Source organism: Lentzea sp. NPDC051838 (assembly GCF_040681245.1).
Lineage (GTDB): Bacteria > Actinomycetota > Actinomycetes > Mycobacteriales > Pseudonocardiaceae > Lentzea.
Window position 1 is genome coordinate 66,555 of sequence record NZ_JBFAYI010000023.1, and the last position, 20,693, is coordinate 87,247.

General features: G+C 69.0%; 20 protein-coding genes. 10 read left to right on the plus strand and 10 right to left on the minus strand.

The window, feature by feature from the left end:
* Positions 1–44: 44 nt before the first annotated feature.
* Entirely contained in the window at positions 45–290 is a 246-nt protein-coding gene (locus AB0M24_RS34825; RefSeq protein WP_363777721.1) for a DUF3040 domain-containing protein, read from the minus strand.
* A 111-nt stretch (positions 291–401) separates the two neighbouring features.
* Here AB0M24_RS34825 and AB0M24_RS34830 point away from each other — a divergent pair, with 111 nt between their 5' ends.
* On the plus strand, positions 402–1,526 hold the full coding sequence (locus AB0M24_RS34830) for a M48 family metallopeptidase (protein ID WP_363777722.1): 1,125 nt from the start codon (positions 402–404) through the stop codon (positions 1,524–1,526).
* 46 nt (positions 1,527–1,572) lie between these two features.
* Here the strand turns inward: AB0M24_RS34830 and zapE are convergent, their stop codons facing one another.
* On the minus strand, positions 1,573–2,568 hold the full coding sequence (gene zapE, locus AB0M24_RS34835; protein WP_363777723.1) for a cell division protein ZapE: 996 nt from the start codon (positions 2,566–2,568) through the stop codon (positions 1,573–1,575).
* 66 nt (positions 2,569–2,634) lie between these two features.
* On the opposite strand from zapE, the gene AB0M24_RS34840 reads away from it, so the two are divergent.
* Both AB0M24_RS34840 and AB0M24_RS34845 read left to right on the plus strand, forming a co-directional pair.
* Positions 2,635–3,282 (plus strand): dihydrofolate reductase family protein, encoded by a 648-nt coding sequence (locus AB0M24_RS34840; protein ID WP_363777724.1) that lies wholly within the window; start codon positions 2,635–2,637, stop codon positions 3,280–3,282.
* A gap of 17 nt (positions 3,283–3,299) precedes the next feature.
* Positions 3,300–4,364, plus strand: coding sequence for an ATP-dependent DNA ligase (locus AB0M24_RS34845; RefSeq protein ID WP_363777725.1), 1,065 nt, complete (start codon positions 3,300–3,302; stop codon positions 4,362–4,364).
* Here AB0M24_RS34845 and AB0M24_RS34850 read toward each other — a convergent pair.
* Positions 4,361–5,230, minus strand: a complete 870-nt coding sequence (locus tag AB0M24_RS34850; RefSeq protein WP_363777726.1) for an EamA family transporter — start codon at positions 5,228–5,230, stop codon at positions 4,361–4,363. The two genes, AB0M24_RS34845 and AB0M24_RS34850, sit on opposite strands and share 4 nt — an antisense overlap.
* Before the next feature lie 160 nt (positions 5,231–5,390).
* On the opposite strand from AB0M24_RS34850, the gene AB0M24_RS34855 reads away from it, so the two are divergent.
* Together AB0M24_RS34855 and AB0M24_RS34860 are read left to right on the plus strand one after the other, a co-directional pair.
* Positions 5,391–6,893 (plus strand): alpha/beta hydrolase, encoded by a 1,503-nt coding sequence (locus AB0M24_RS34855; protein ID WP_363777727.1) that lies wholly within the window; start codon positions 5,391–5,393, stop codon positions 6,891–6,893.
* Between the two features lie 25 nt (positions 6,894–6,918).
* Positions 6,919–9,027, plus strand: coding sequence for a tetratricopeptide repeat protein (locus tag AB0M24_RS34860; RefSeq protein ID WP_363777728.1), 2,109 nt, complete (start codon positions 6,919–6,921; stop codon positions 9,025–9,027).
* A 267-nt stretch (positions 9,028–9,294) separates the two neighbouring features.
* On the opposite strand, the gene AB0M24_RS34865 is transcribed toward AB0M24_RS34860, so the two are convergent.
* The 6 genes from AB0M24_RS34865 to AB0M24_RS34890 form a co-directional block, all read right to left on the minus strand.
* On the minus strand, positions 9,295–9,975 hold the full coding sequence (locus AB0M24_RS34865) for a DUF6319 family protein (protein WP_363777729.1): 681 nt from the start codon (positions 9,973–9,975) through the stop codon (positions 9,295–9,297).
* A gap of 89 nt (positions 9,976–10,064) precedes the next feature.
* Complete coding sequence (locus AB0M24_RS34870) at positions 10,065–10,979, minus strand: DUF1996 domain-containing protein (RefSeq protein ID WP_363777730.1); 915 nt, start codon at positions 10,977–10,979, stop codon at positions 10,065–10,067.
* Between the two features lie 90 nt (positions 10,980–11,069).
* Positions 11,070–11,279, minus strand: coding sequence for a hypothetical protein (locus tag AB0M24_RS34875; protein ID WP_363777731.1), 210 nt, complete (start codon positions 11,277–11,279; stop codon positions 11,070–11,072).
* A 77-nt stretch (positions 11,280–11,356) separates the two neighbouring features.
* Positions 11,357–12,160, minus strand: coding sequence for an aminoglycoside phosphotransferase family protein (locus AB0M24_RS34880; protein ID WP_363777732.1), 804 nt, complete (start codon positions 12,158–12,160; stop codon positions 11,357–11,359).
* 388 nt (positions 12,161–12,548) lie between these two features.
* Positions 12,549–13,550: a non-homologous end-joining DNA ligase gene (gene ligD / locus AB0M24_RS34885; protein WP_363777733.1), complete on the minus strand. Its 1,002-nt coding sequence runs from the start codon at positions 13,548–13,550 to the stop codon at positions 12,549–12,551.
* 9 nt (positions 13,551–13,559) lie between these two features.
* The gene (locus AB0M24_RS34890; protein WP_363777734.1) at positions 13,560–14,159 is read right to left on the minus strand and encodes a TetR family transcriptional regulator; all 600 of its coding nucleotides are present in this window, start codon (positions 14,157–14,159) and stop codon (positions 13,560–13,562) included.
* Positions 14,160–14,199: 40 nt separating this feature from the next.
* Between AB0M24_RS34890 and AB0M24_RS34895 the strand changes: the two genes are divergently transcribed.
* The 4 genes from AB0M24_RS34895 to AB0M24_RS34910 are packed head-to-tail and all read left to right on the plus strand — an operon-like array spanning position 14,200 to position 17,829.
* Positions 14,200–15,345: an acyl-CoA dehydrogenase family protein gene (locus AB0M24_RS34895; RefSeq protein ID WP_363777735.1), complete on the plus strand. Its 1,146-nt coding sequence runs from the start codon at positions 14,200–14,202 to the stop codon at positions 15,343–15,345.
* A 12-nt stretch (positions 15,346–15,357) separates the two neighbouring features.
* Positions 15,358–16,527: an acyl-CoA dehydrogenase family protein gene (locus tag AB0M24_RS34900; RefSeq protein WP_363777736.1), complete on the plus strand. Its 1,170-nt coding sequence runs from the start codon at positions 15,358–15,360 to the stop codon at positions 16,525–16,527.
* Complete coding sequence (locus AB0M24_RS34905; RefSeq protein WP_363777737.1) at positions 16,527–17,276, plus strand: MaoC/PaaZ C-terminal domain-containing protein; 750 nt, start codon at positions 16,527–16,529, stop codon at positions 17,274–17,276. The genes AB0M24_RS34900 and AB0M24_RS34905 overlap by 1 nt, the downstream gene beginning before the upstream one ends.
* Positions 17,269–17,829 (plus strand): helix-turn-helix transcriptional regulator, encoded by a 561-nt coding sequence (locus AB0M24_RS34910; protein WP_363777738.1) that lies wholly within the window; start codon positions 17,269–17,271, stop codon positions 17,827–17,829. The genes AB0M24_RS34905 and AB0M24_RS34910 overlap by 8 nt, the downstream gene beginning before the upstream one ends.
* A gap of 210 nt (positions 17,830–18,039) precedes the next feature.
* Here the strand turns inward: AB0M24_RS34910 and AB0M24_RS34915 are convergent, their stop codons facing one another.
* Positions 18,040–20,031 (minus strand): LuxR family transcriptional regulator, encoded by a 1,992-nt coding sequence (locus AB0M24_RS34915; protein ID WP_363777739.1) that lies wholly within the window; start codon positions 20,029–20,031, stop codon positions 18,040–18,042.
* 277 nt (positions 20,032–20,308) lie between these two features.
* On the opposite strand from AB0M24_RS34915, the gene AB0M24_RS34920 reads away from it, so the two are divergent.
* Positions 20,309–20,692, plus strand: coding sequence for an SsgA family sporulation/cell division regulator (locus AB0M24_RS34920; protein ID WP_363777740.1), 384 nt, complete (start codon positions 20,309–20,311; stop codon positions 20,690–20,692).
* The last annotated feature ends 1 nt before the right edge of the window (position 20,693 follow it).

The following is a 20,693-nucleotide window of genomic DNA, read 5'->3' on the forward strand; positions in this document are numbered from 1 at the left end:
AGATGGTCGGCGTTCCGGCGCCGTGAGCGCCAGCGAGTTTCCGGCTAGCGGAGGCGGAGCGGGTACTTGCGCAACACCAGCGCCGCCGCCGTGACGAGCAGGCACTGGAACGCGGGGCCGAACGCGCCGATCACCGTCAGCAGCACCGTGAGGCCACCGAAGAGGAGCAGCAGGGAGTAGAAGAGCCACGGCCGCACCTGGCGGTTCATGGTGCGCGCGAGTCTCGGTTCCTCGGCTAGCAGCCGCTGCTCGATCTCCTCGAGCGAGCGACGTTCGGCTTCACTGAGCATCGGTGCCTCCGGAAGACGTCGGGACGGCATCATTCCCGCCCGGCTCCCAGTGGATACTCGAACGCCGCCGTAGTCAAACTAAAGCTCGCCCAATCGGTCATACTCCCCCGCATGTCTGGGGGTTACTCGAAGAAGCTGGCGCTGAGACTCGACGCGGCGCAGTACGCCGCGTATGAGGGCACACCGCCCACCCGGCCGCACTGGACGGCCGCCCGCGCCGCGCTCGTGGCGGTGTCCGCGGTGCTGGTCGTGCTGGTCGCGGGCCTCGCCGTGCTGGGCGGATGGCTCGTGGTGCGGGACTTCCCGTCGTTCTCGATCCTGGCCGGCATCCCGGTGCTGATGATCGCGTGGGTGCTGCGGCCACGGCTGTGGAGCGCGGACGACGTGTGGCACGAGCTGCGCCGCGACGACGCGCCCGCTTTCTTCGCGCTGCTCGACCGGATCGCGGCCGCCGCGGGCGCGCCGATGCCGGACCGGGTGGCGCTGGACGCCGACTTCAACGCCTCGGCCGCTACCCACGGGTGGCTCCGGCGCCGGACGCTCACGATGGGGCTGCCGTTGTTCGGCGTGCTCACGCCCCAGCAGCGGGTGGCCGTGCTGGCACACGAGTTCGGGCACTTCGTGAACGGCGACCCGGCGCGCAGCCTGCTGACGCAGCCCGCCGTGCGGACACCGCTGATCCTGGCCGATCTCGTGCGGCCGTCCGACACGGCCATCAGCGCGAACCTGTGGGAACAGCTCGCCGAGCGGGCGCTGTGGCCGCTCCAGGTGGTGTTGCAGCGGTTGTTCCCGCTGATCGGCACCGGGGTCGTGGCCGTGGCCGCGCGCGATCACCAGCGGGCCGAGTACTGCGCAGACGCACTCGCCGTCCGGCTCGCCGGAACTCAGGCGGTGGTGTCGGCCATGACGGACATGGCCGCGGGAGAACAGCTCCTCGCGACGATCGCGGCCGCCGAGCGCGGCACCCAGTCGAACCCCCGGCACGGCCGGTCGCAACCACCCCGGTGCGGCACGATGGCGGGCAGCGGCGGACGCGTGGCGGGCGACGATGAACGTGGCCGACGTGCTGGAGAAGTCCGTCGAGGACGCCTCGCTCTGGCACGACCACCCGCCAGCCGGGCTGCGGGCGCGGATCGCCGAGTCCTGGCCGTACACCTCGCCGTCGGTCGTGCTCAGCGAGGCGGACTCGGCTCGGATCGACGCCGAGCTGCACCGGTTCTACGCGCGGGCGGGTAGAGATATGGCTTGGTCAGGCGCTTAGGGAGGCTGCGACACCGGCCCGTCAGCGGCTCAGGGCGACCAGCCTGGACACCGCCCGCAGGTACTTCTTGCGGTAGCCGCCCTTGAGCATCTCCTCGGTGAACAGCTCCGAGAGCGGCTGCCCCGAGACGGCGACCGGGATGTCGCGGTCGTAGAGCCGGTCGCCGAACGCCACCAGCCGCAGCCCGACGTTCTGGTCCGGCGCGGGCTTGACGTCCTTGAGGTGCACGGCCGTGACCCCGTCCAGCAACCTGCCGTACTTCGACGGGTGGATGCGGGCGAGCGCTTTGCACAGGTCGTCGAAGTCGTCGATCGTCGAGCCCTCGGTGTTAGAGGCTCTAACGATCAATTCAGTGTCTGACATCGGTGAAGGGGCATCAGGCAGGCCGCGGTGGCGGTAGTCGGGGCCGTCGACGCGCACGACGTCGAACTTCGACGACATCGACTGGATCTCGCGCAGGAAGTCGGCGGCGGCGAACCGGCCCTCGCCGAGCTTGTCGGGCAGCGTGTTCGACGTGGCCGCGATGAAGACGCCCTGCGCGGTCAGTTCCTTGATCAGGCGGGTGACCAGCATGGTGTCGCCGGGGTCGTCGAGCTCGAACTCGTCGATCGCGAGGAGCTTGTGGTCGCTGAGGCGCTTCACGGCCTCGGGGAACGTCAGGACGCCGACGAGGTTGGTCAGCTCGACGAACGTGCCGTAGGCCTTGGGGCCCGGGACGGCGTGCCACAGGCTGGCCAGCAGGTGGGTCTTGCCCACGCCGAAGCCTCCGTCGAGGTACAGGCCGAGCTTGCCCTCTTCTTCCTTGGCCCCGAACAGCGACCATCGCTTGCCCTTGGGCTTGGTCAGGCTCACGCGGGCGGCGAACAGGCGTCCGGCCTCGACCGCGGCGGCCTGGCTGGGCTCGTCCGGGTTGGGGAGGTAGCTGTCGAAGCTGACGCTGTTGAACCTCGGCGGCGGCACCAGGTTCTCGATCAGTTCGTCGGCCCCGATCTGGGGATCCCGGTCGGACAAGCGCATGCCCGCAGCCTATCGGCGTGATGGGATGGGAACGTGGAGATGTTGTGGCCCTCACCGGGTGTTGAGATGACCGACACAGCGCTTGCGTCCTTGTACGGCTACCCGGCGGACAGGACGTGGGTGACCGCGAACTTCGTGTCCAGCGTGGACGGTGCGGTGTCGGTCGACGGACGCTCGGCCGGGCTCGGTTCGCCTGCCGACAAGCAGATCTTCCTGCTCGGGCGCTCGCTGGCCGACGTCGTGATGGTCGGTGCCGGGACCGTGCTGATCGAGGGCTACCGGCCGTCGAAGCAGCTGCCGATCGCCGTGGTGACCGCGCGCGGGACGTTGACGCCGGACCTGCCGTTGTTCAGCGACCCCTCGCTGCGGCCGATCGTGATCACCACCGCGTCCGCAAAGCTGCCGCCCTCGTTGCCCGCGGACGTGATCATCGCCGGGGACACCGAGGTCGACCTTCCGACGGCCGTGTCAGAGCTCGCGGCACGGGGGCTGCACAAGATCAACCTCGAAGGCGGGCCGCGACTGTTCGGGTCGATGATCGCGGCCGGTCTGGTCGACGCGATCAACCTGACGATGTCGCCGTTGCTGGCGGTCGGCGACTCCACGCGGATTGCATACGGTTCGGTGGTGCCGCCGGTAGACCTCACATTGTCTTCAGTATTGCGCGCCGACGACGTGCTGTTGCTGCGGTACCAGCGGCAGAATTCCAGCTGAAGAGGCAGGATGTCGGCGTGGACCTACCGCTGACGCCGCCTCTGCAGCCCATGCTCGCGACCGCGGTCGACGGTATACCGGATACCGCCGACCTGGTGTTCGAGCCGAAGTGGGACGGTTTCCGCTGCGTGGTGTTCCGCGACGGCGACGAGGTCTTCCTGCAGTCCCGCAGCGGCAAGCCGCTCAACCGCTACTTCCCCGAGGTCGTCGCGTCGATGCTGGACGTGCTGCCGCCGAAGGCCGTCGTCGACGGCGAGCTGGTCGTCGCGAAGAACGACGAGCTCGACTTCGACGCGTTGTCCGAGCGCATCCACCCGGCGGCCTCGCGCGTGGCGTTGCTGTCGGAGTCGACGCCGGCCACGTTCGTAGCGTTCGACCTGCTCGCCCTCGGCTCCGAGGTGTTGCTGGAGCAGCCGACCACAGCCCGTCGCGAGGCGCTGCTGAAGCTCGCGGACCTCAACATCACCCCCGCGACGACGTCGGTGGACACCGCCCGCCAGTGGTTCACCCTGTTCGAGGGCGCGGGCCTGGACGGCGTGATGGGCAAGCCGGCCGACGGCCCGTACACGCCCGGCAAGCGCTCGATGATCAAGGTGAAGCACGCCCGCACCGCCGACGTCGTGCTCGCGGGCCTGCGCTGGCACAAGGACACCGAACCCGGCACCGCCGTCGGCTCACTGCTCCTCGGCGTCTACGACTCGAACGACCTTCTCCACCACATCGGCGTCTGCGGCTCGTTCAAGGCAGCCGAACGCCGCGCGCTGGCAACCGAGCTGGCTGAGTTGATCACCGAGTCCGACTCGCACCCGTGGGCGAATCCTCAGCCGGGCCAACGGATTCCGGGCGAGATCAACCGGTGGCGCGGCAAGCAGGCCGAGTACGTGGCACTGCGGCCGGAACGCGTCCTGGAGATCCACTACACCCAGACCGAGGGCGAACAACCCGTGCGGCTGCGGCACAACGGCCAGTTCGCGCGGTGGCGTCCGGACCGCGAACCGTTGTCGTGCCGCTACGACCAGCTGGAGATCCCGGCCCGCTACGACGTCGCCTCGGTGCTGAAGGGCGAGCTGCGCGCTCGTTAGACGTCCGGCTTGGCCGATCGGGTGGCTCCGACCGACGCGATGACGACGCAGCCCACGGCGACCCACTGCGCGGGCTTCAGTTCCTCGCCGAGCAGCAGCAGTCCCGCCAGCGCGGCCACCGCGGGTTCCATCGACATCAGGATCCCGAACACGCGCGGAGGCATGCGCCGCAACGCTTCCAGCTCCAGCGAGTACGGGATCACCGACGACATCAACGCGACCGCGAAGCCCGCCGCGAGCACGATCGGGTCGAACATCGCGGTGCCGGACGACGTGATGCCGAACGGCAGCGCGATCACCGCGCCCACCACCATCGCGAGCGCGAGGCCCTTGCCGTCGGTGGTCTTGCTGCCGAGCTTGGCCGTCACCAGGATGTAGGCCGCCCAGCACGCGCCCGCGGCCAGCGCGAACAGCACGCCGGACAACGCGAGCCCGCCCTGCACGCGGGTCAGCAGCACGACGCCGGTGCCCGCGAGCAGCACCCACACCCCGTCGAGCCACCGCCGCGACCCGACGACGGCCACCGCCAGCGGGCCGAGGAACTCGATCGTCACGGCCGCGCCGAGCGGGATGCGGGCGAGGGCGGCGTAGAAGCAGAGGTTCATCACGGCGAGCACCACGCCGTACGTCACGACGACCGCGAGCGTGCGGCGGTCCATGCGCAACGACGGGCGCCAGATCGCGACCAGGATGAGCGCCGCGAAGACCAGGCGCAGCGTGACCGTGCCCGCCGCGCCCGCGACCGTGAAGAGCTGCTTCGCGAAGGCCGCGCCGACCTGGACGCTCACGATGCCGAGCAGCACCAGCGCCGTCGGCGGGATCCCGCCCATCAGCCGGGCGACGGGAAGCCGATCCGCGTGAGCCATGGCCCCATCCTCACGCAGGGTCGTCCGGCGATGCATGCGAAATTCCACACACCGATCTGACTCACCGTTTCCTCACCTCAGACGTGCGAGGCTCAGCTCGTTCGAAGAGTGGACGAGAGTGAGGACATCTGTGCGTCGCGCTGCCTTGGCCCTGTTGGCAGTGAGCGTGCTGACGGCGTGCAGCGCGGGACCCTCGACCCGGCCGGTGATCGCGGTCAAGGGCGAGGAGAACCAGCCGGTCGACCAGAGCACCCTCGCTGGGCCGCAGCCCGTTCCCCCTCTCAGCGAGTACCGGACGGACTCGCTGGGCTGGTCGGCGTGCAACGAGCAGATGAAGGACCGCCTCGGCGCCGACGCTCCCCAGGGCGACCAGACCTACGAGTGCTCGCGGATGACCGTCGTGCTCGACCCGCCCGGACGTCCAGGGCGCGGCACGCTCGGCATCGCGTTGATGCGCGTCGGCACCGGCAAGAGCGCGCTGGTCGTCGTCAACGACCCCGGCGGCGAACCCGGCACGGTGAAGGCCGCGCGGCTCGCGGCGTCGTTGCCGAAGGACATCCTCAGCACGTACACGATCATCGGCATGGACCGGCGCGGCACAGGCCGTTCGGACGGCATGTCCTGCGTGCCACCGGCAACGCGCGCGCAGCTCGTCGAGTACGACCCCGCCGAGACCGAGCAGTCGAACCTCGTCGTCGCCGCCGGTGAAGCGTCGCAGGAGTGCGTGCTCGACCTCGAAGGCAGGCTGACGGCGTTCGACTCTTGGCGCGCGGCCGCCGACCTCGAACGACTCCGCGACCACCTCGGCACCGACCGCCTCAACGCGCTCAGCTTCGGCGAGGGCTCGCGCGTGCTCACGACCTACGCCCAGCGCTTCCCGAACCGCATCGGCCGCATGGTGCTCGACGGCGCCCCGGACCCGACGCTCGACATGGTCGGCGTGCTGGAGTCGCGGGCCGTCGCCTCCGAGGCCGCACTCGACGCGTTCGCCACCGACTGCAAGATCCGCAGCTGCGCCCTGGCGAACCCGCGCGCCGACGTCGAGGCGCTGCTGACCCAGCTGCGTTCCGGGCGAGTGCGCGGCGAGTACGTCGACCTCACGCCCGGCTCGGCCCTGAACGCGATCCTCTACGGCCTGGCCGACCGCGCGCGCTGGCCACAGCTGACCGACGCGATCGTCAAGGCGCGCGCGGGCGACGGCAGCGGCCTGTTCACGCTGCTCGACCCCGTCGTGAACGACCTCGACGAGAACCCGCCGCGCTTCGACGCGGGCCTGATCATCGGCTGCAACGACACCTCGACCCGCATCCCGCCGGACCGGGTGAAGGCACTCGCCGCCGACTGGCAGACCAAGTACAAGCTGTTCGGCACGCTGTACGCCCGCCAGCTGCTGCACTGCAACCCGTTCCCGCCGCCCAAGGCCGAGAAGCTCGACGCGTTGAAGAGCGCGCCGCCGATCGTGGTGCTCAGCACCGCCAACGACGTCTCGACGCCCGCCCCCGGCACCGAGCACACGGCGCAGCGGCTGCCGGGGTCGGCGTTGATCGGGTGGCAGGGCAGCGGACACGGCGCGTTGACGTTGTCGAGCTGTGCGACGACGGCGGTGCGCGACTACCTCGTCGACGCGAAGGTGCCGTCGAACGGCACCGTCTGCCCGCCGTGACCCGGACTCCGTAGCCTCGGCGGGTATGGGCGGAGAGCCGGTGAACCAGGTCCACGGCGACGCGGGCAACGTCGTGCAGGTCCGGGACATCCACGGCGACCTCCACCTGCACCAACCCCAACCACCGGTCCACTCGGTGACACCGCGCCAGCTCCCGGCGGACATCAGGCAGTTCAACGGCCGGGAAGGCGAGCTGCAGCGGCTCGACGCGCTGCTGACCGGAGAGACCGCCGCGGTGGTCGTCTGCGCCATCGCCGGTACCGCGGGTGTCGGCAAGACGGCACTGGCCGTGAGGTGGGCGCACCGGGCACGGCACCACTTCCCCGACGGCCAGCTGTACGTCGACCTGCTCGGCTACTCCCCGGACGCGCCTGTCCTGCCAGGCCAAGCCCTTGAAGGCTTTCTGCACGCGCTCGGGGTGTCCGGTGACGCGGTCCCGCCCCGAGTCGAGGACCAGGCCGCGCTCTACCGGTCGCTGCTCGACGGCCGCCGCGTACTGGTGGTGCTGGACAACGCCGGTTCCCCGGACCAGGTGCGCCCGCTGCTGCCCGGCTCCGGCAGCTGCTTCGCCCTCATCACCAGCCGCAGCGGCCTGTCCGGTCTCGTCGCCCGCAACGACGCCCAGCGGCTGACGCTGGACCTGTTGTCCCACCACGATTCCCTGGCCCTGCTCCGCGAACTGGCCGGTACGTCCAAGGTCGACGCCGAACCACGTGCCGCGGCGACCCTGGTCGACCAGTGCGGCCGACTGCCGCTGGCGCTGCGGGTGGCGGGCGAACGCGCCGCCGCGGAACCCGATCTCCGTCTGAGCGAGCTCGTCGCCGAGCTGACGGACGAGCGCGGCCGCCTCGATCTGCTCGACGACGACCAGGACCCGAGCACCGCTGTCCGCGCGGTCTTCTCGTGGTCGTACCGCAGTCTGTCCTCGCCCGTCGCCAGGCTGTTCCGCTTGCTGGGTCTGCATCCCGGCCCCGACTTCGGCGTGCCGGTGGCGGCCGCGCTCGCCGATGTCCCGCTGCCGCAAGCGAAACGGCTCATGCAGACGCTCGCGGGAGCGCACCTCGTCCAGTCGAGCGGTCCGGGCAGGTACCGGTTCCACGACGTGCTGCGGCTCTACGCGGCCGAGCTCGCTGAGTCGGACGAGCTGCGGCACGAGGCAGCCCGGAGCATGCTCTGCTGGTACCTGCACAGCGCGAGTGCCGCCGACCGCCTGCTCCTGCCTTTGTTCGTCGTGCCCCAGGTCGAGTTGCCGAAACCGCCGACCACGCCCCTCCCGTTCGTCTCCCGCGGTGAAGCCTTGGCGTGGTGCGAGGTCGAAGCGGCCAACCTCGCCGCCGCAGCCCGCTACGCGCACCAGCTCGGCGAACATCGGCTGGCGGTGTGGTTTCCCCGGGCCATGTGGAGCTACTACGACCTGCGCAAGCCGTGGACGGACTGGATCGCCACCTACGAGATCGCGCTGTCCTCCGCGCGCCTGGTGCGCGACAAGAACCTCGCCTGGATCGTCAAGTCGCTCGGTGTGGCGTACTACGACCTCCAGCGCTTCGACGAGGCGTCCGCGCTCTTCGAGGAATCCCTGGTGATCTGGCGGGACATCGGCGACAACTCCGGCGTCGCAGCCAGTTTGGACATGCTCGGCTCCACCCATCGCAAACAGGGACACACCGAAGCCGCACTCGAATGCCATCGGGAGGCGCTCACGTTCCGACTCGACGATGGCGCCAAGCGCGGTATCGCCGTGACGTTGAACCGGCTGGGGTCCACGTATCGCGACCTCGAACGCTTCGACGAGTCACTCGACTACCTGGGCAGGTCACTGGCGATCAGACGCGAGATCGGAGATCTGCACGGGCAGGGTTTCGCGCTGCACAGCATCGGCGCCACCTACGAACAGCTCGGCCGGTTGACCGATGCCATGGACGCCTACGGGCAGTCTCTGGTCGTCCGCCGGGAGATCAGCGACCGGCGCGGAGAAGCCGAGATCCTGTACTGCCTCGGGAAGATCCGGCTCCGCCTCGGCCAGGTCAGCGACGCACGGGAGGCGTGGACGGAGGCTCTGACGGTGTTCAGCGATCTCGGCGCGCCACAGGCATCGGACGTGCGGCGAGAGCTGCAGGCGCTCGGCGAGGCGTGACGTGGTTCGGGGAGCCTCCCGCCCGGCCTCAGCGCGGAAAAGGCTCCCCGACCGAATCTTGTGTCAGCAGCTCGAACAGCAGCCGCAGCCGGGACCCGTGCACCCGGAACAGCACCCACACGTACCCATCAGGGCCTCCCCGTCCTCCAAGCCGGACCTGCGCGGGACATCCGCGCATCCCACGGTCCGCCCCGGCACCAGCCCTGGGAAGCCCTCTCACCCGAACGCGTACGGACAACCACCGGGGCGTCGCAGCGCGTGATATCGCTACGCGCCCAGGTCGTCCAGAGCCTTCTGCGCTGCCTCCAGTTCGGCTCGCAACTGCTCCACGCGGGCGAGTTGCTGAGCACGCGCCGCGTTCAGAACACCCTCGACGATCTCGGCGACCTCGGGCGTCAGCAGCTTCGCGGCCTGGGCCACGGAGGCGGGCGACACCGGGGTCGGGCGGATCGTCTTGCGGGTGCCCTGCAGCACCTCGACCGTCCATTCGCCCTCGCCCGCCGACACCAGGGTGACGGTGACTTCGGGCGTGGCGTTCTTGGCCGCCGGCTTGCGCTTCACGGGCGCGGGCTCGGCGACGACCGGCGCGGGAGCGGGTTTCGGCTTGGGGGCCGCGGGTTTCACCGGCGCCTCCGGAACGTAGGGATGGAAGATCTCAGTCTCTCGCGGCGGCTCCGGCGGCGCAGGGGCCGGAGCCTTCTTGCGCGGCGGCGGCTTCTCCAGCGTCAGCTCGGCGGGACCGAACGACATCTCGTCCTTCGACCCCGTCGGCCGGACCTGGATGAAATCGCCCTCCTCCGGTTCGGTGAAGGCGAGCAGCTTCGCCGACCTCCCCGCCTCCATGCCCACCGCGGCCGCCGTGAACCACACCAGCGGCTGGGTGCCTCCGTCCAGCTGCGAGCGCAGGCTGTCGACGTCCTCCGCCGACAGCCCGCTCTTCTTCGCCATCGCCCTGCCTCCCGCCGTTCGAACACCTGTGCCCCAGCATGCCCTACACCCCTGACAATTCTGAGCACCGGGTCCAGCGGCAAGATCAACTACGGGTTTCCGTCGGTCCCGCAGATGTAGCCGGCGTTGATGCAGTTGCGCACACGCCGTTCCAGTTCGGCCTGGTCCCACGCGTTCATGAAGTCACCGTGGAACGTGTAGCCGGGCGCGCTGGTCACGTTGACGCCGTTGACCGTGCCTCCCAACGACAATCCGGTGCCGTTCACCGGATAGGTGATCAGGAACTCGAGCCGCGGCACCACCACGGGATGCGACGCCGGACAGACCAGCCCGACCGCGAACGCCATGTGGTCGCGGTGGTTCGCCGAGTCGAGGTCCCTGCCGTTCCAACAGGTCGGGAAGTCCAGATATGTCTCGACTTTCGTTCCCGGCGGGCAGTTCAGGAAGTTGCGGTCCGACGGCGACTGCGTGGTGCACGACCACCGCGCCGCCGGGTTCTGGTCCGGAGACGTCGCCTTCGAGTTGCCCACGACGTACCGCAGCCCCTGCGGGTGCGCGACGGCCCGCTGCCGGTCGTGGATGCCCTGGTAGTAGATCGTCACGGTGTCGGGCGCGATCGCCTGCCCGTTCTTGTACAGCGTCGGCACCCAATACGCCGACTTGTCGGCCACGGGAGCACAGTTCGTGGTCCCGGCTTTCAGCGATGTCAGCGTCGACTGCGCGTTCGTCGTCCGGTTGCCGAAGAACTCGTGCATGTGTGACACGCCAGGCTGGTTCTGGAACACGATCGGGTCATCCTGCCGACGATGACTCGCCCCGCAGTTGGCCCGGAATTCCGAACCGGGGATCGCCTGCTGCTCGACCATCGCCTGAGCCTGCTCGGCGCTGTACACGTAACTGTGCCCCGCGTGGGACACCCCAGGCTGACTCAGGATCAGCCCCGCCGCCACGAGCGACATCGCCACCGCCGCGACGCCGATCGCTCCTCGAATCCGCACGTGCATGGACTCTCCTCTCGCACCACAGTGTGTGAGAGCGCTCTCATGACAGGTACGGTAAACCCGAATGCCTCCGCGTGTCCACGTGAGGGTTGCTCAGGCTTCTTCGGCCTCGATCGCGCGCAGCCGGTACTCGCACCCGTACTCGACCGCGTACTCGAGGTCGTAGATGTGGACGATCTTGGGCCCACCGTGCAGGTGCACGTACGTCACGGTCTGCTTCGGGTCCTCGGGCGTCGAAGGCAACGAGTCGACCCGGCCGTCGAGAGGACCGCCGACGTACCGCACGACATAGGGCTGCGACATGGGCGACCTCCTCTCACGTTCCTGCCATTCTACGAGGTCGCACGCTGTATCCGTGCCCAATACAGCCGGTTGGCGCACTAGCCGAACCACTTCAGGGCCAGTTCTTCGAGCGTGTCGGCCTCCGGCATGCCTTTCATGAACCACGGCACATTGCTGTACACGTGCAACAACGTGTAAGCCATGACGGTGGCAGGATCCGGCGTCCGCCCATACGCCTCGACCATCGCCTTCCAGCACCGCGAGTCGCCCTTCGTGACGAAGATGCCCGCCCCGGCGAACTCGTACTCGAACGCCCCGCGCATCGCCGGCTCGAAGTCGAGCAGCCCGGACAGCTTCCCGTTCTGCCGCAACAGGTGCATGCTCCCGACCTCGGTGTGCAGCAACACCGGATCCTGGCTCGCGAGGTCGACGCCGTCGAGGAACTCAGGGATCTGCTCCAACCAGCGCTCGCCCAGCCCGTGCTTCCGTTGCCGCTCAACACATCCAGCGCGCTGCTTCGCGACGAACTCGCCCCAGTCGGCCGGCTTGAGCACTTCCGGCGGCACGATCTCGTGCAACGCCTTGAGCATCTCCCCGACCTGCGCGCTGACCCCGACGTCCGGCACCTCCGGCTGCTCGCCGTGCAGCCGCGACATCAGCACGTACGCCCACTCGCCCAGCACCCCGGTGTCGAGCAGCTTCGGCGTGGGCACCGGCAGCCGACCGTGCAGCGCCTCCATGACCGCGGCCTCGGTCGGCACCTCGTCGTGGTGCTCCGGCGGCCACAGCTTCAGCACCAGGTCGTCGCCGATCGCGAAGACGGGCAACGAGCCCTCCTCGAACCGCACCACGTCCCCGCGCAGCCCGAGCCGGTCGCGCAGCAGTTCCCCGTCGGGCTCCATGCGGTCGATCATGACTCACCAGGCGATGGCAGAGCTACAGGTGATCACGCCAGCACACACTGCAGGCCGCCTTGCCACGCTCCTTCGCCTGCCGAGCGGTCACCTGCTCCACAGGATTGAGCTTCCGTCCGTGCTTGATCGCGTTGCGGACACCCTGCTGGTATCCAGAACACTCCACGTCGCGATGAAAGGTCCGACCGCCCGTAGTAGTGATGCCGGGCGTGTTCGGTGGAGGCCACGGCTGGTCGAGTTGGTAGCCCCACCCTTGCGCATCATCCGTTGTCACATGGTGAAAAATCGGCGCCGAACGGGCGGCCGTTACCCCTGCTAGGGCTCAACGAATACGGGCGGCGAGCCGGTCGCGCAGCAACTCCCCCGTCGGGATCTGTTACTCCTGTTTGCGGGCGCGCGACGGCTGCACGCGCATCGGCTCGCCCGGCATCTTCGGGTAGTCGGGCGGGTACGGCATCTCACCGCGTGGGTCGGCGGCGTACCACTCCAGCAGGGTCTCGATGCCGAACGCCTCGGAGTCCAGGCCCGCGTGCAGGGTGCCGCGTTCCTCCAGGTACTTCGGCACGGTCAGCACGTCGAAGTCATCCGGGTCCACAGTGGACAGCTCGTCCCAGGTGACCGGCGTCGAGACGGTCGCGCGAGGAGTGCCTCGCACGGACCAGGCCGAGGCGATCGTGCGGTCGCGCGCGGCCTGGTTGAAGTCGATGAACACGCGAGAACCGCGCTCTTCCTTCCACCACGCCGAAGTCGCCAGGGAAGGTGCCCGCTTCTCGACTTCGCGGGCGAGGGCGATCACGGCGTGGCGGACGTCGATGAAGTCCCACGAAGGGCGGATCCGGACGGCGACGTGGATGCCGCGGCCTCCTGAGGTCTTCGGGTAGCCGGTCAGGCCTGCGTCCGCCAGCACTTCGCGCAGCACCAGGGCTACGCGGGCGGCGTCGGAGAAGTCGGTGCCGGGCTGGGGGTCGAGGTCGATGCGCAGTTCGTCCGGGTGGTCGACGTCGGAGCGCCGCACCGGCCACGGGTGGAAGTCGAACGTGCCGAGGTTGGCTGCCCAGACGATGACGGCTTCCGAGGTCGGGCAGATCTCGTCGGCTGGACGGCCGGACGGAAAGCGGACCTGGACCGTCTCGACGTACGACGGAGCGCCCTTGGGCACGCGCTTCTGGTAGAACGCCTCGCCTTCCACGCCGTCGACGTAGCGCTTCAGCACCACGGGCCGGTCGCGCAGCACGGTCAGCAGGTAGGGCGCGACGGTGCGGTAGTACTCGACCACCTGGCCCTTGGTGATGCCTCGCGCGGGGAAGTACGGCTTGTCCGGGTTGGACACGCGCACCAGCTGGTCACCGACCTGGAGCTCGATCGCCTTGGAAGCCACGCCGAAACACTAAAGGCCCCGGACGAACGCCGCGAGCGCCAGCTCGAAGCTGTCGCGGTCCAGTTCGCGGGCGACGCGCGGCAGCAGGTGGGCTCGGTCGAGGTGCGGGTAGCGGTCCGAGTAGTCGGCGGGGTCGGCGGAGAAGCCGCTGGAGAACGAGGACAGCGCGGAACCGAAGACGATGTACATGAGTCCGGCGGCGATCATCGTGGCTTCGCGGCGCGACCAGCCCGCGTCGACCAAAGCGCCGTGCAGCAGGTCGAGGCGTTGCAACGACTCGTCGCGGCCCGCGGGACCGTAGGCGAGGAACGGGACGATGTTCGGGTGCGAGGACAGCGCCGCACGGTACGAGCGCGCGCACCGCAGCAGACCTTCACGCCAGTCGACCATGAACCCTGTCACGTCGACTGTAGACAGTATGGAGGATGCGATGTCGTTGAGGAGCTGGTCCTTCGTGCGGACGTGCCCGTACAGCGAGGCCGCCTGAACGCCCAGCTCAGCGGCCAGCTTGCGCATCGACAGGCCGTCGAGGCCGTCGCGGTCGATGATGGCCAGGGCTGTCGACCGTATGCGATCTGGGCTCAACAGAGGGGTGCTCGGCCGGGGCATGTGGGTTAACCTAACACTGTTCGGTTTCTCAGGAGGACCCGTGGACTTGACGCTTTCGGACGAACACCGGCAGCTCAGGGAGCTGGCGCGGCGCTTCACCGACGAGCGCGTCGTGCCCAACGCGACGCGCTGGGACCGCGAGGAGGCCATCGACAAGGAGCTGGTCACACAGCTCGGTGAGGTCGGCTTCCTCGGGCTCGGCATCGACGAGGAGTACGGCGGCTCGGGCGGCGACAACCTGGCGTACTGCCTGGTCCTCGAAGAGGTCGCACGCGGGGACAGCGCCGTCCGGGGCATCATCTCGGTGTCGCTGGGCCTGGTCGCCAAGTCGATCGCGAAGCACGGCACCGAAGAGCAGAAGCGACGCTGGCTGCCGGGGCTGACCAGCGGAGAGCAGATCGGCTGCTTCGCACTCACCGAGCCCGGCACCGGCAGCGACGCGGGCAGCCTCGCCACCAAAGCCGCGAAAACCGACAACGGCTGGACCATCAACGGCCGCAAGGTCTTCATCACCAACGGCACGTGGGCCGACGTGGCGCTCGTGTTCGCCCGCACCGGCGGCCCAGGCCCGAAGGGCATATCAGCGTTCCTCGTCCCGACAGACACGCGAGGGTTCACCGCCACCGAGATCAAGGGCAAACTCGGCATGCGCGGCCAGGCCACCGCCGAGATCACCCTCGAGGACGTCCACGTCCCCGACGACGCCCTGCTCAGCGAAGCAGGCTTCAAACTCGCGATGCAGGCGCTCGACAAGGGCCGCATGTCGGTGGCCGCGGGCTGCGTCGGAGCGGCGAGAGGCGCCTTCGAGGCGGCCCTGAAGTACTCCCAGGAACGCGAACAGTTCGGCAAGCCGATCGCGGGCTTCCAGCTGGTTCAAGAACTTCTCGCGGACATGGCCGTGGAAACCGACGCCGCGAGGCTCCTCACCTGGCGCGTCGCCGACCTGGCCGACCGCGACCAGCCGTTCAGCACCGAAGCCAGCATGGCCAAGCTCTACGCCAGCGAAGCCGCCGTGAAGGTCGCCAACAACGCCATCCAGGTCTTCGGCGGCTACGGCTACATCGACGAGTACCCCGTGGGCAAGTACCTCCGCGACGCCCGCGTCACCACCCTCTACGAGGGCACCAGCCAGATCCAGAAACTGCTCATCGGCAGGGCACTCACCGGCATCAACGCGTTCCAGTAAAGGAAGACAACTATGGACTTCACGCTCGACGACGAGCAGAAGGAGATCCGCGACTGGGTGCGGACCTTCGTGCGCAAGGAGATCATCCCGCTGGAGCCCGAGGTGCTGCGCCGCGAACGCGCCGGCCAGCCCGGTCTGCCGAAGGACGAGCTCAAGGCGTTGCAGGACAAGGCGAAGCAGGCCGGGTTCTTCGGTGTGCTGACGCCGCAGGAGTACGGCGGCATGGGCCTCGGCGGCATGATGACCGCGCTCATCGAGGCGGAGCTCGGCCGGTCCTTCGTGCCGTTCCGGTTCGGTGGCTACGCGGACAACATCCTGTTCCACGGCAACGAGGAGCAGAAGCAGCGCTACCTGCTGCCGACGATCTCCGGCGAGCGCGTCTCGTGCTTCGCGATCACCGAGCCCGGCGCCGGCAGTGACGCCAAGGCCATCCGCACGACCGCCGTGAGGGACGGCGACGAGTGGGTGATCAACGGCGAGAAGACGTTCATCACGCAGGGCAACGAGGCCGACTTCGTGATGGTCTTCGCCATCACCGACAAGGAGAAGGGCGCCGACGGCGGCGTCACGTGCTTCCTCGTCGACCGCGACATGGGCTGGAAGTCCGAGCCCATCCCGACCATGGGCCAGTGGGGACCGGCCGCGCTCGTGTTCGACAACGTGCGGGTGCCGCACGAGAACATCCTCGGCGAGGAGGGCAAGGGCTTCCACCTCGCGATGCAGTGGATCGGCCAGGGCCGCTACCTGCTGCCCGCCCGCGCGCTCGGCTCCGTCGAACGTCTCGTCGAGATGTCGATCGAACAGGCCAAGAACCGGGTCACGTTCGGCCAGCCCATCGCCGAGTACCAGGCGATCCAGTGGATGATCGCGGACTCCGCGGTCGAGATCGAGGCGTTGCGCTGGCTCGTGCTGCACGCCGCCTGGCTCGTCGACCAGAAGCAGGACTCGCGGCAGGCGCAGTCCATCGCGAAGCTCTACGGCGGCATCAAGGCCAACGAGATCGTCGACCGCGTCCTGCAGATCCACGGCGGCATGGGCTACACCCGCGAGCTGCCGATCGAGCGCTGGTACCGCGAGCTGCGGCTGCTGCGGATCTACGAGGGCACCGACGAGATCCAGCGCCGCACGATCGCCCGCAACCTCCTCAAGGGCCACGCGAACGTTCGCGGCACACTGGGGTAATGCTGCAACACGACATCCTCGGCGTCGTCGAACGACAGGTCCGCACCTGGTCGCGCGACGACGCCGAGGTGTACGCGGCGGCGACAGGCGGCTACTCCCCCGCCTTCGCCATCCCGTTGCTGCAGCACGGCGGCCCGCAGCTGGGGCTGACCGGCGCCGACATGACCCAGGTCCTGCACGCCGAACAGTCGCTGTGGATCACCAAGCCGCTCCCGCCGAGCGGTTCGGCGGTCGTCACCAAGACCGTCACCGACATCCTCGACAAGGGCTCGGGAGCGCTGGTCGTCAGCACCTGGGAGTCGGAGTACGCGAGAACCCGCTCGTCGTGCTTCCTCAAGGGCGAGGGCGGTTTCGGCGGCGAACGCGGCGAGACCGGGAAGTTCACCGTCCCGGACACCGAACCCGAGGTCAGCTTCTTCCGGACCACGCGAGACCAGGCTCTGCGGTACCGCGAGACCGGCGACGTCAACCCGATGCACCACGACGACGAGTTCGCGCGGAGAGCCGGGTTCGACAGGCCCATCCTGCACGGCCTCTGCACGCTCGGGATCACCGTGCGCGGCAAGGACTTCACCGAGCTGCACGCCCGCTTCACCGCCCCGGTGCTGCCCGGCGACGAGCTCAGGATCGAGCACTGGCCGACCGGCGAGTTCCGCACGTCGACACGCAATGAACAAGTAGTCATCGGATGGCTTCGGTTTTCCGAAGTGGACAGCCGCCGAAATTCCGCACGATCGGACCATGAGTAGTGCCCTGGCGACCGTGGACTCCGGCATCGAACCGGTGCGCGTTGCGGTGGAGTCCCGAGACCTGATCAGCGCGGCCGGTGTGACCCATCTGCTGAAGGCATCACCGCGCGTGCGAGTGGTGCAGGACCGGACGGACGCCCACGTCTTGCTCGCGGTCGTGAACGAACTGTGCGCGCAACAGGCGGCAAGGCTGCGGGCCATCGGCTCGTCGCGGATCGTGGTGATCGCGGCACGGGTGCACGACCTCACCCCGTCGATCGCCGCTCAGGCCGGGCTCGCGAACCCGTTGCGGCGCGCGGACGTCAACGCCGAACGCCTGATCAAGCTGCTCTGCGCCGGGCAGGCCGTGCAGGACCGGTCGGCGGTGCTGAACGACCGCGATCTGCAGCTGCTGCGGCTACTGGCCGACGGCGCGACGATCGCGGAGGTCGCGGCGCGGCTGTTCTGCTCGGAGCGGACCGTGAAGTACGCGCTGCACCAGCTGCTGGAACGGTTCGGGCTGCGCAACCGGGTGCACGCCGTCGCCTGGGCGATCCGCTCCAACCTGCTCTAACGGGAGGCGTGGTACTGGTCCCAGGTGATCGTGCCCAGCAGCACGTCGTGCACGTCGTGTTCGGGTGCGGCGGGTGCGATCGGGGTGCGCTTCGGTTCGTCGGACATCGGAGGAACTCCCGTCGTTTCGTTGCTGTTGTTGGCAAAGAACGGCGGGACGACCGAGCGGGTTCACGTCTGTTTGGGTGACAACGAATCTCAAATGGGAGTCTCAAATGGGCCCGAAGACCGAGGACAGCTGCACTCGGCGGCTGATCCCGGCCTTGCGGTAGATCCGGGTCAGATGCAGCTCGACCGCGCGCTGGGTCACGTTGAACCGCGTGGCGATCTCCCGGTTCGTCTCCCCTTCCAACGCCAGCTCGACGATGCGCGACTCGTGCGGCGTGAGCTTTCCCCAAGCGCCACAACGCACCGCGGCAGGCCGCTCGACCAACGCCGCCCGCGCCTGCACCACCAGCTCATCGACTCCGGCGCGGTCGGCGTCGGCGAGCGCGGCCCGCGGCGAACCCAGCGCGAGGTGCAGGCGCGCCCGCTGGTGCAGCAACACGATGCACACCCACGCGGGCGACAACGTGCCCGTGTAACCGAGGCGCACCAACATCTCCCGAGCCTCGCGAAGCCGTCCGCAGTCCACACAGGACGCCACGAACGCAGCCGCCGCCAACGCCACGCAACCTCGCGAAGGCGACGCGCGTTCAGCCAGTGAGTGCATGAGCCGGAACACCTCGGCGTGCCTGCCGCTCTCCCGATGCGCCCACATCTCCAGTGCGACCAGCCAGTCCTGCTCCGCGCCGACGAGCCGGTCCCGCAACGGGAGATCCAGCAGCACGCGCGACGATCCGCCACGCAGAAGCCCCAGCCCCGCAAGGACGAGCGACAGCATCGCGGGCTCGGGAAGATCGGAGAGGACCTGCTCGGCACTCTCCCCGGACTGGAGCGCGCGAAACCAGTCCGGCGGCTCCTCCTGTCCAGCGAGAACCCCGAGAACGTCCTCGTCGCACTGCCAGTCGAGCACCACTGCGGCCAGCCAGTCCAAGGCGCCACCAGGGTTTCCCTCGGCCGACAACCGCTGCCAGCACCGCGCCAGTTCGTCCGCACGAGGCGCGATCCCCGACCGCAGATGGAGATCCGCCATCCCGATCGCCACCTGCGCGGCGACGGACCCGCTCATCGGCTCCCGCAACGCCGCCCGCAGGCACCGCACCGCCTGCTCAGGTCGTCCGGCAGCTCGGTGCAGCCGGGCAGCCGTGCGCAACACCGGAGCAACCCATTGCGCCCCAACAGGTTCAACACACGCCACGACGTGCTCCGCCACCGCGGTCGCAGGATCGGACCGCCGCCGCATCCCCTCCGCGGCCGCGCGATGCAGACGTTGCCGCAAGTCCGGTGGCATCTCCTGACAGACCGCACGCGACAGCGCGGGCGACCTCAGCCGATCACCCGAGGTGAGCCGGGCGTCGGCGAGACGTTCGAAGGCGGCGAGCGCGTCGTACGAGCTCATTCCCGAGACCTCGCACAGCAGGTCCAGCGGCGCACGACCAAGGACGGCAAGCGCACGGGCAACGGTCACCGCGTCCGCGTCCAGCACCTGCCAGTACCGCCGCACGGCCCGCAGCAGCCGCGGCAGTCGCAACTCGCGCAACGCGTCGCCGGAGATCTCATCGGGTTCCAGGAGATCGAGAACGTCGCTCACCACACCCGGCGCACCACCGCTGTAGTCGAGGCACAGCGCGGTGATCTCGGGGCCGGCATCGCAGCGCCGCCCGATCATCTCTGCCACCGCGAGGGCGTCGACAGGCCGCAGCGGCACCCGCTCGGCGTCCGCGACGAGGTCCGCGAGTCCATCCGGCGGAGACTCGGGATCGAAGTCGCCGGCGAGCACGACAGCACCCCGGAATCGCGCCAGCCGTTCGGCTTCCTCCGCAGACAACCTCTCGACGTCGTCCACCAGCAGCAACGTGTCGCCGCCGGACAACGCCCGCAACCCGCGCACCGGCCGCATTCCGCTGCGCACCGCGATCGACGACGCGACGGACAACAACGCGCTCTTGCCCATCCCCGTCGCCCCGTGCACCACGCACGAGCGGCCACCACCACTGAGTGCGCGTGTCAAGGCGGCGATCTCCCGCTCACGTCCCACGAGCACGCCGCCCGCCTGACGCACGGCGGCCTCGACGAGACCGGGGCGGAGCGGGGCGACCATGTCTTCCAGCAAAACGCGAGAGGGCTCTCAGAACCATGCAGAAGGACCGGCAGAAAGTTCCGCATCTCTGCCCGTTCGCACAGCCCACGTGGACCTGTGCCCGCACCCCGCTACCCCAGCGCTGAGCAGCACGTCTCATTTGGTGCTACATCGGCAAACACCTGGCAATCCATTGGCAGTGCTTGGCAATTGGTAATCGGAACGCGTGACCCTGAACCAATTCGGCACCCATTACGTGAGAACTGACGAACACAGGCGAACACCTCAAGGAGTTCCGATGCGGGTCGCGTCACGCACCGTCTTCGACTTCATCCGTCCGAGCGGCGCCACCGCCCCGGTGGAGACCGAGCTGATCTACCAGTCCGACGACCCGTTCGCGGTGACGATGAAGTTCCACGCCGGCGGCTCGGTCGCGACCTGGATCATGGGCAGGGACCTGCTGATCGAGGGCATGACCACCTCGTCCGGTCTCGGCGACGTCCGGCTGCGGCCGCACTCCGGCCGCACGCTCGTGCTGGAGCTCGTCTCCGACCGGCACGTCACCGTCTTCCGGCTGCCCACCGGCACGCTGCGCAAGTTCCTCGACGCCACCTACCGGCTCGTGCCGCCCGGTAGCGAGCAGTTCGACGCCGACGCGTTCCTCGCGACGGTTCTGCAGTGAT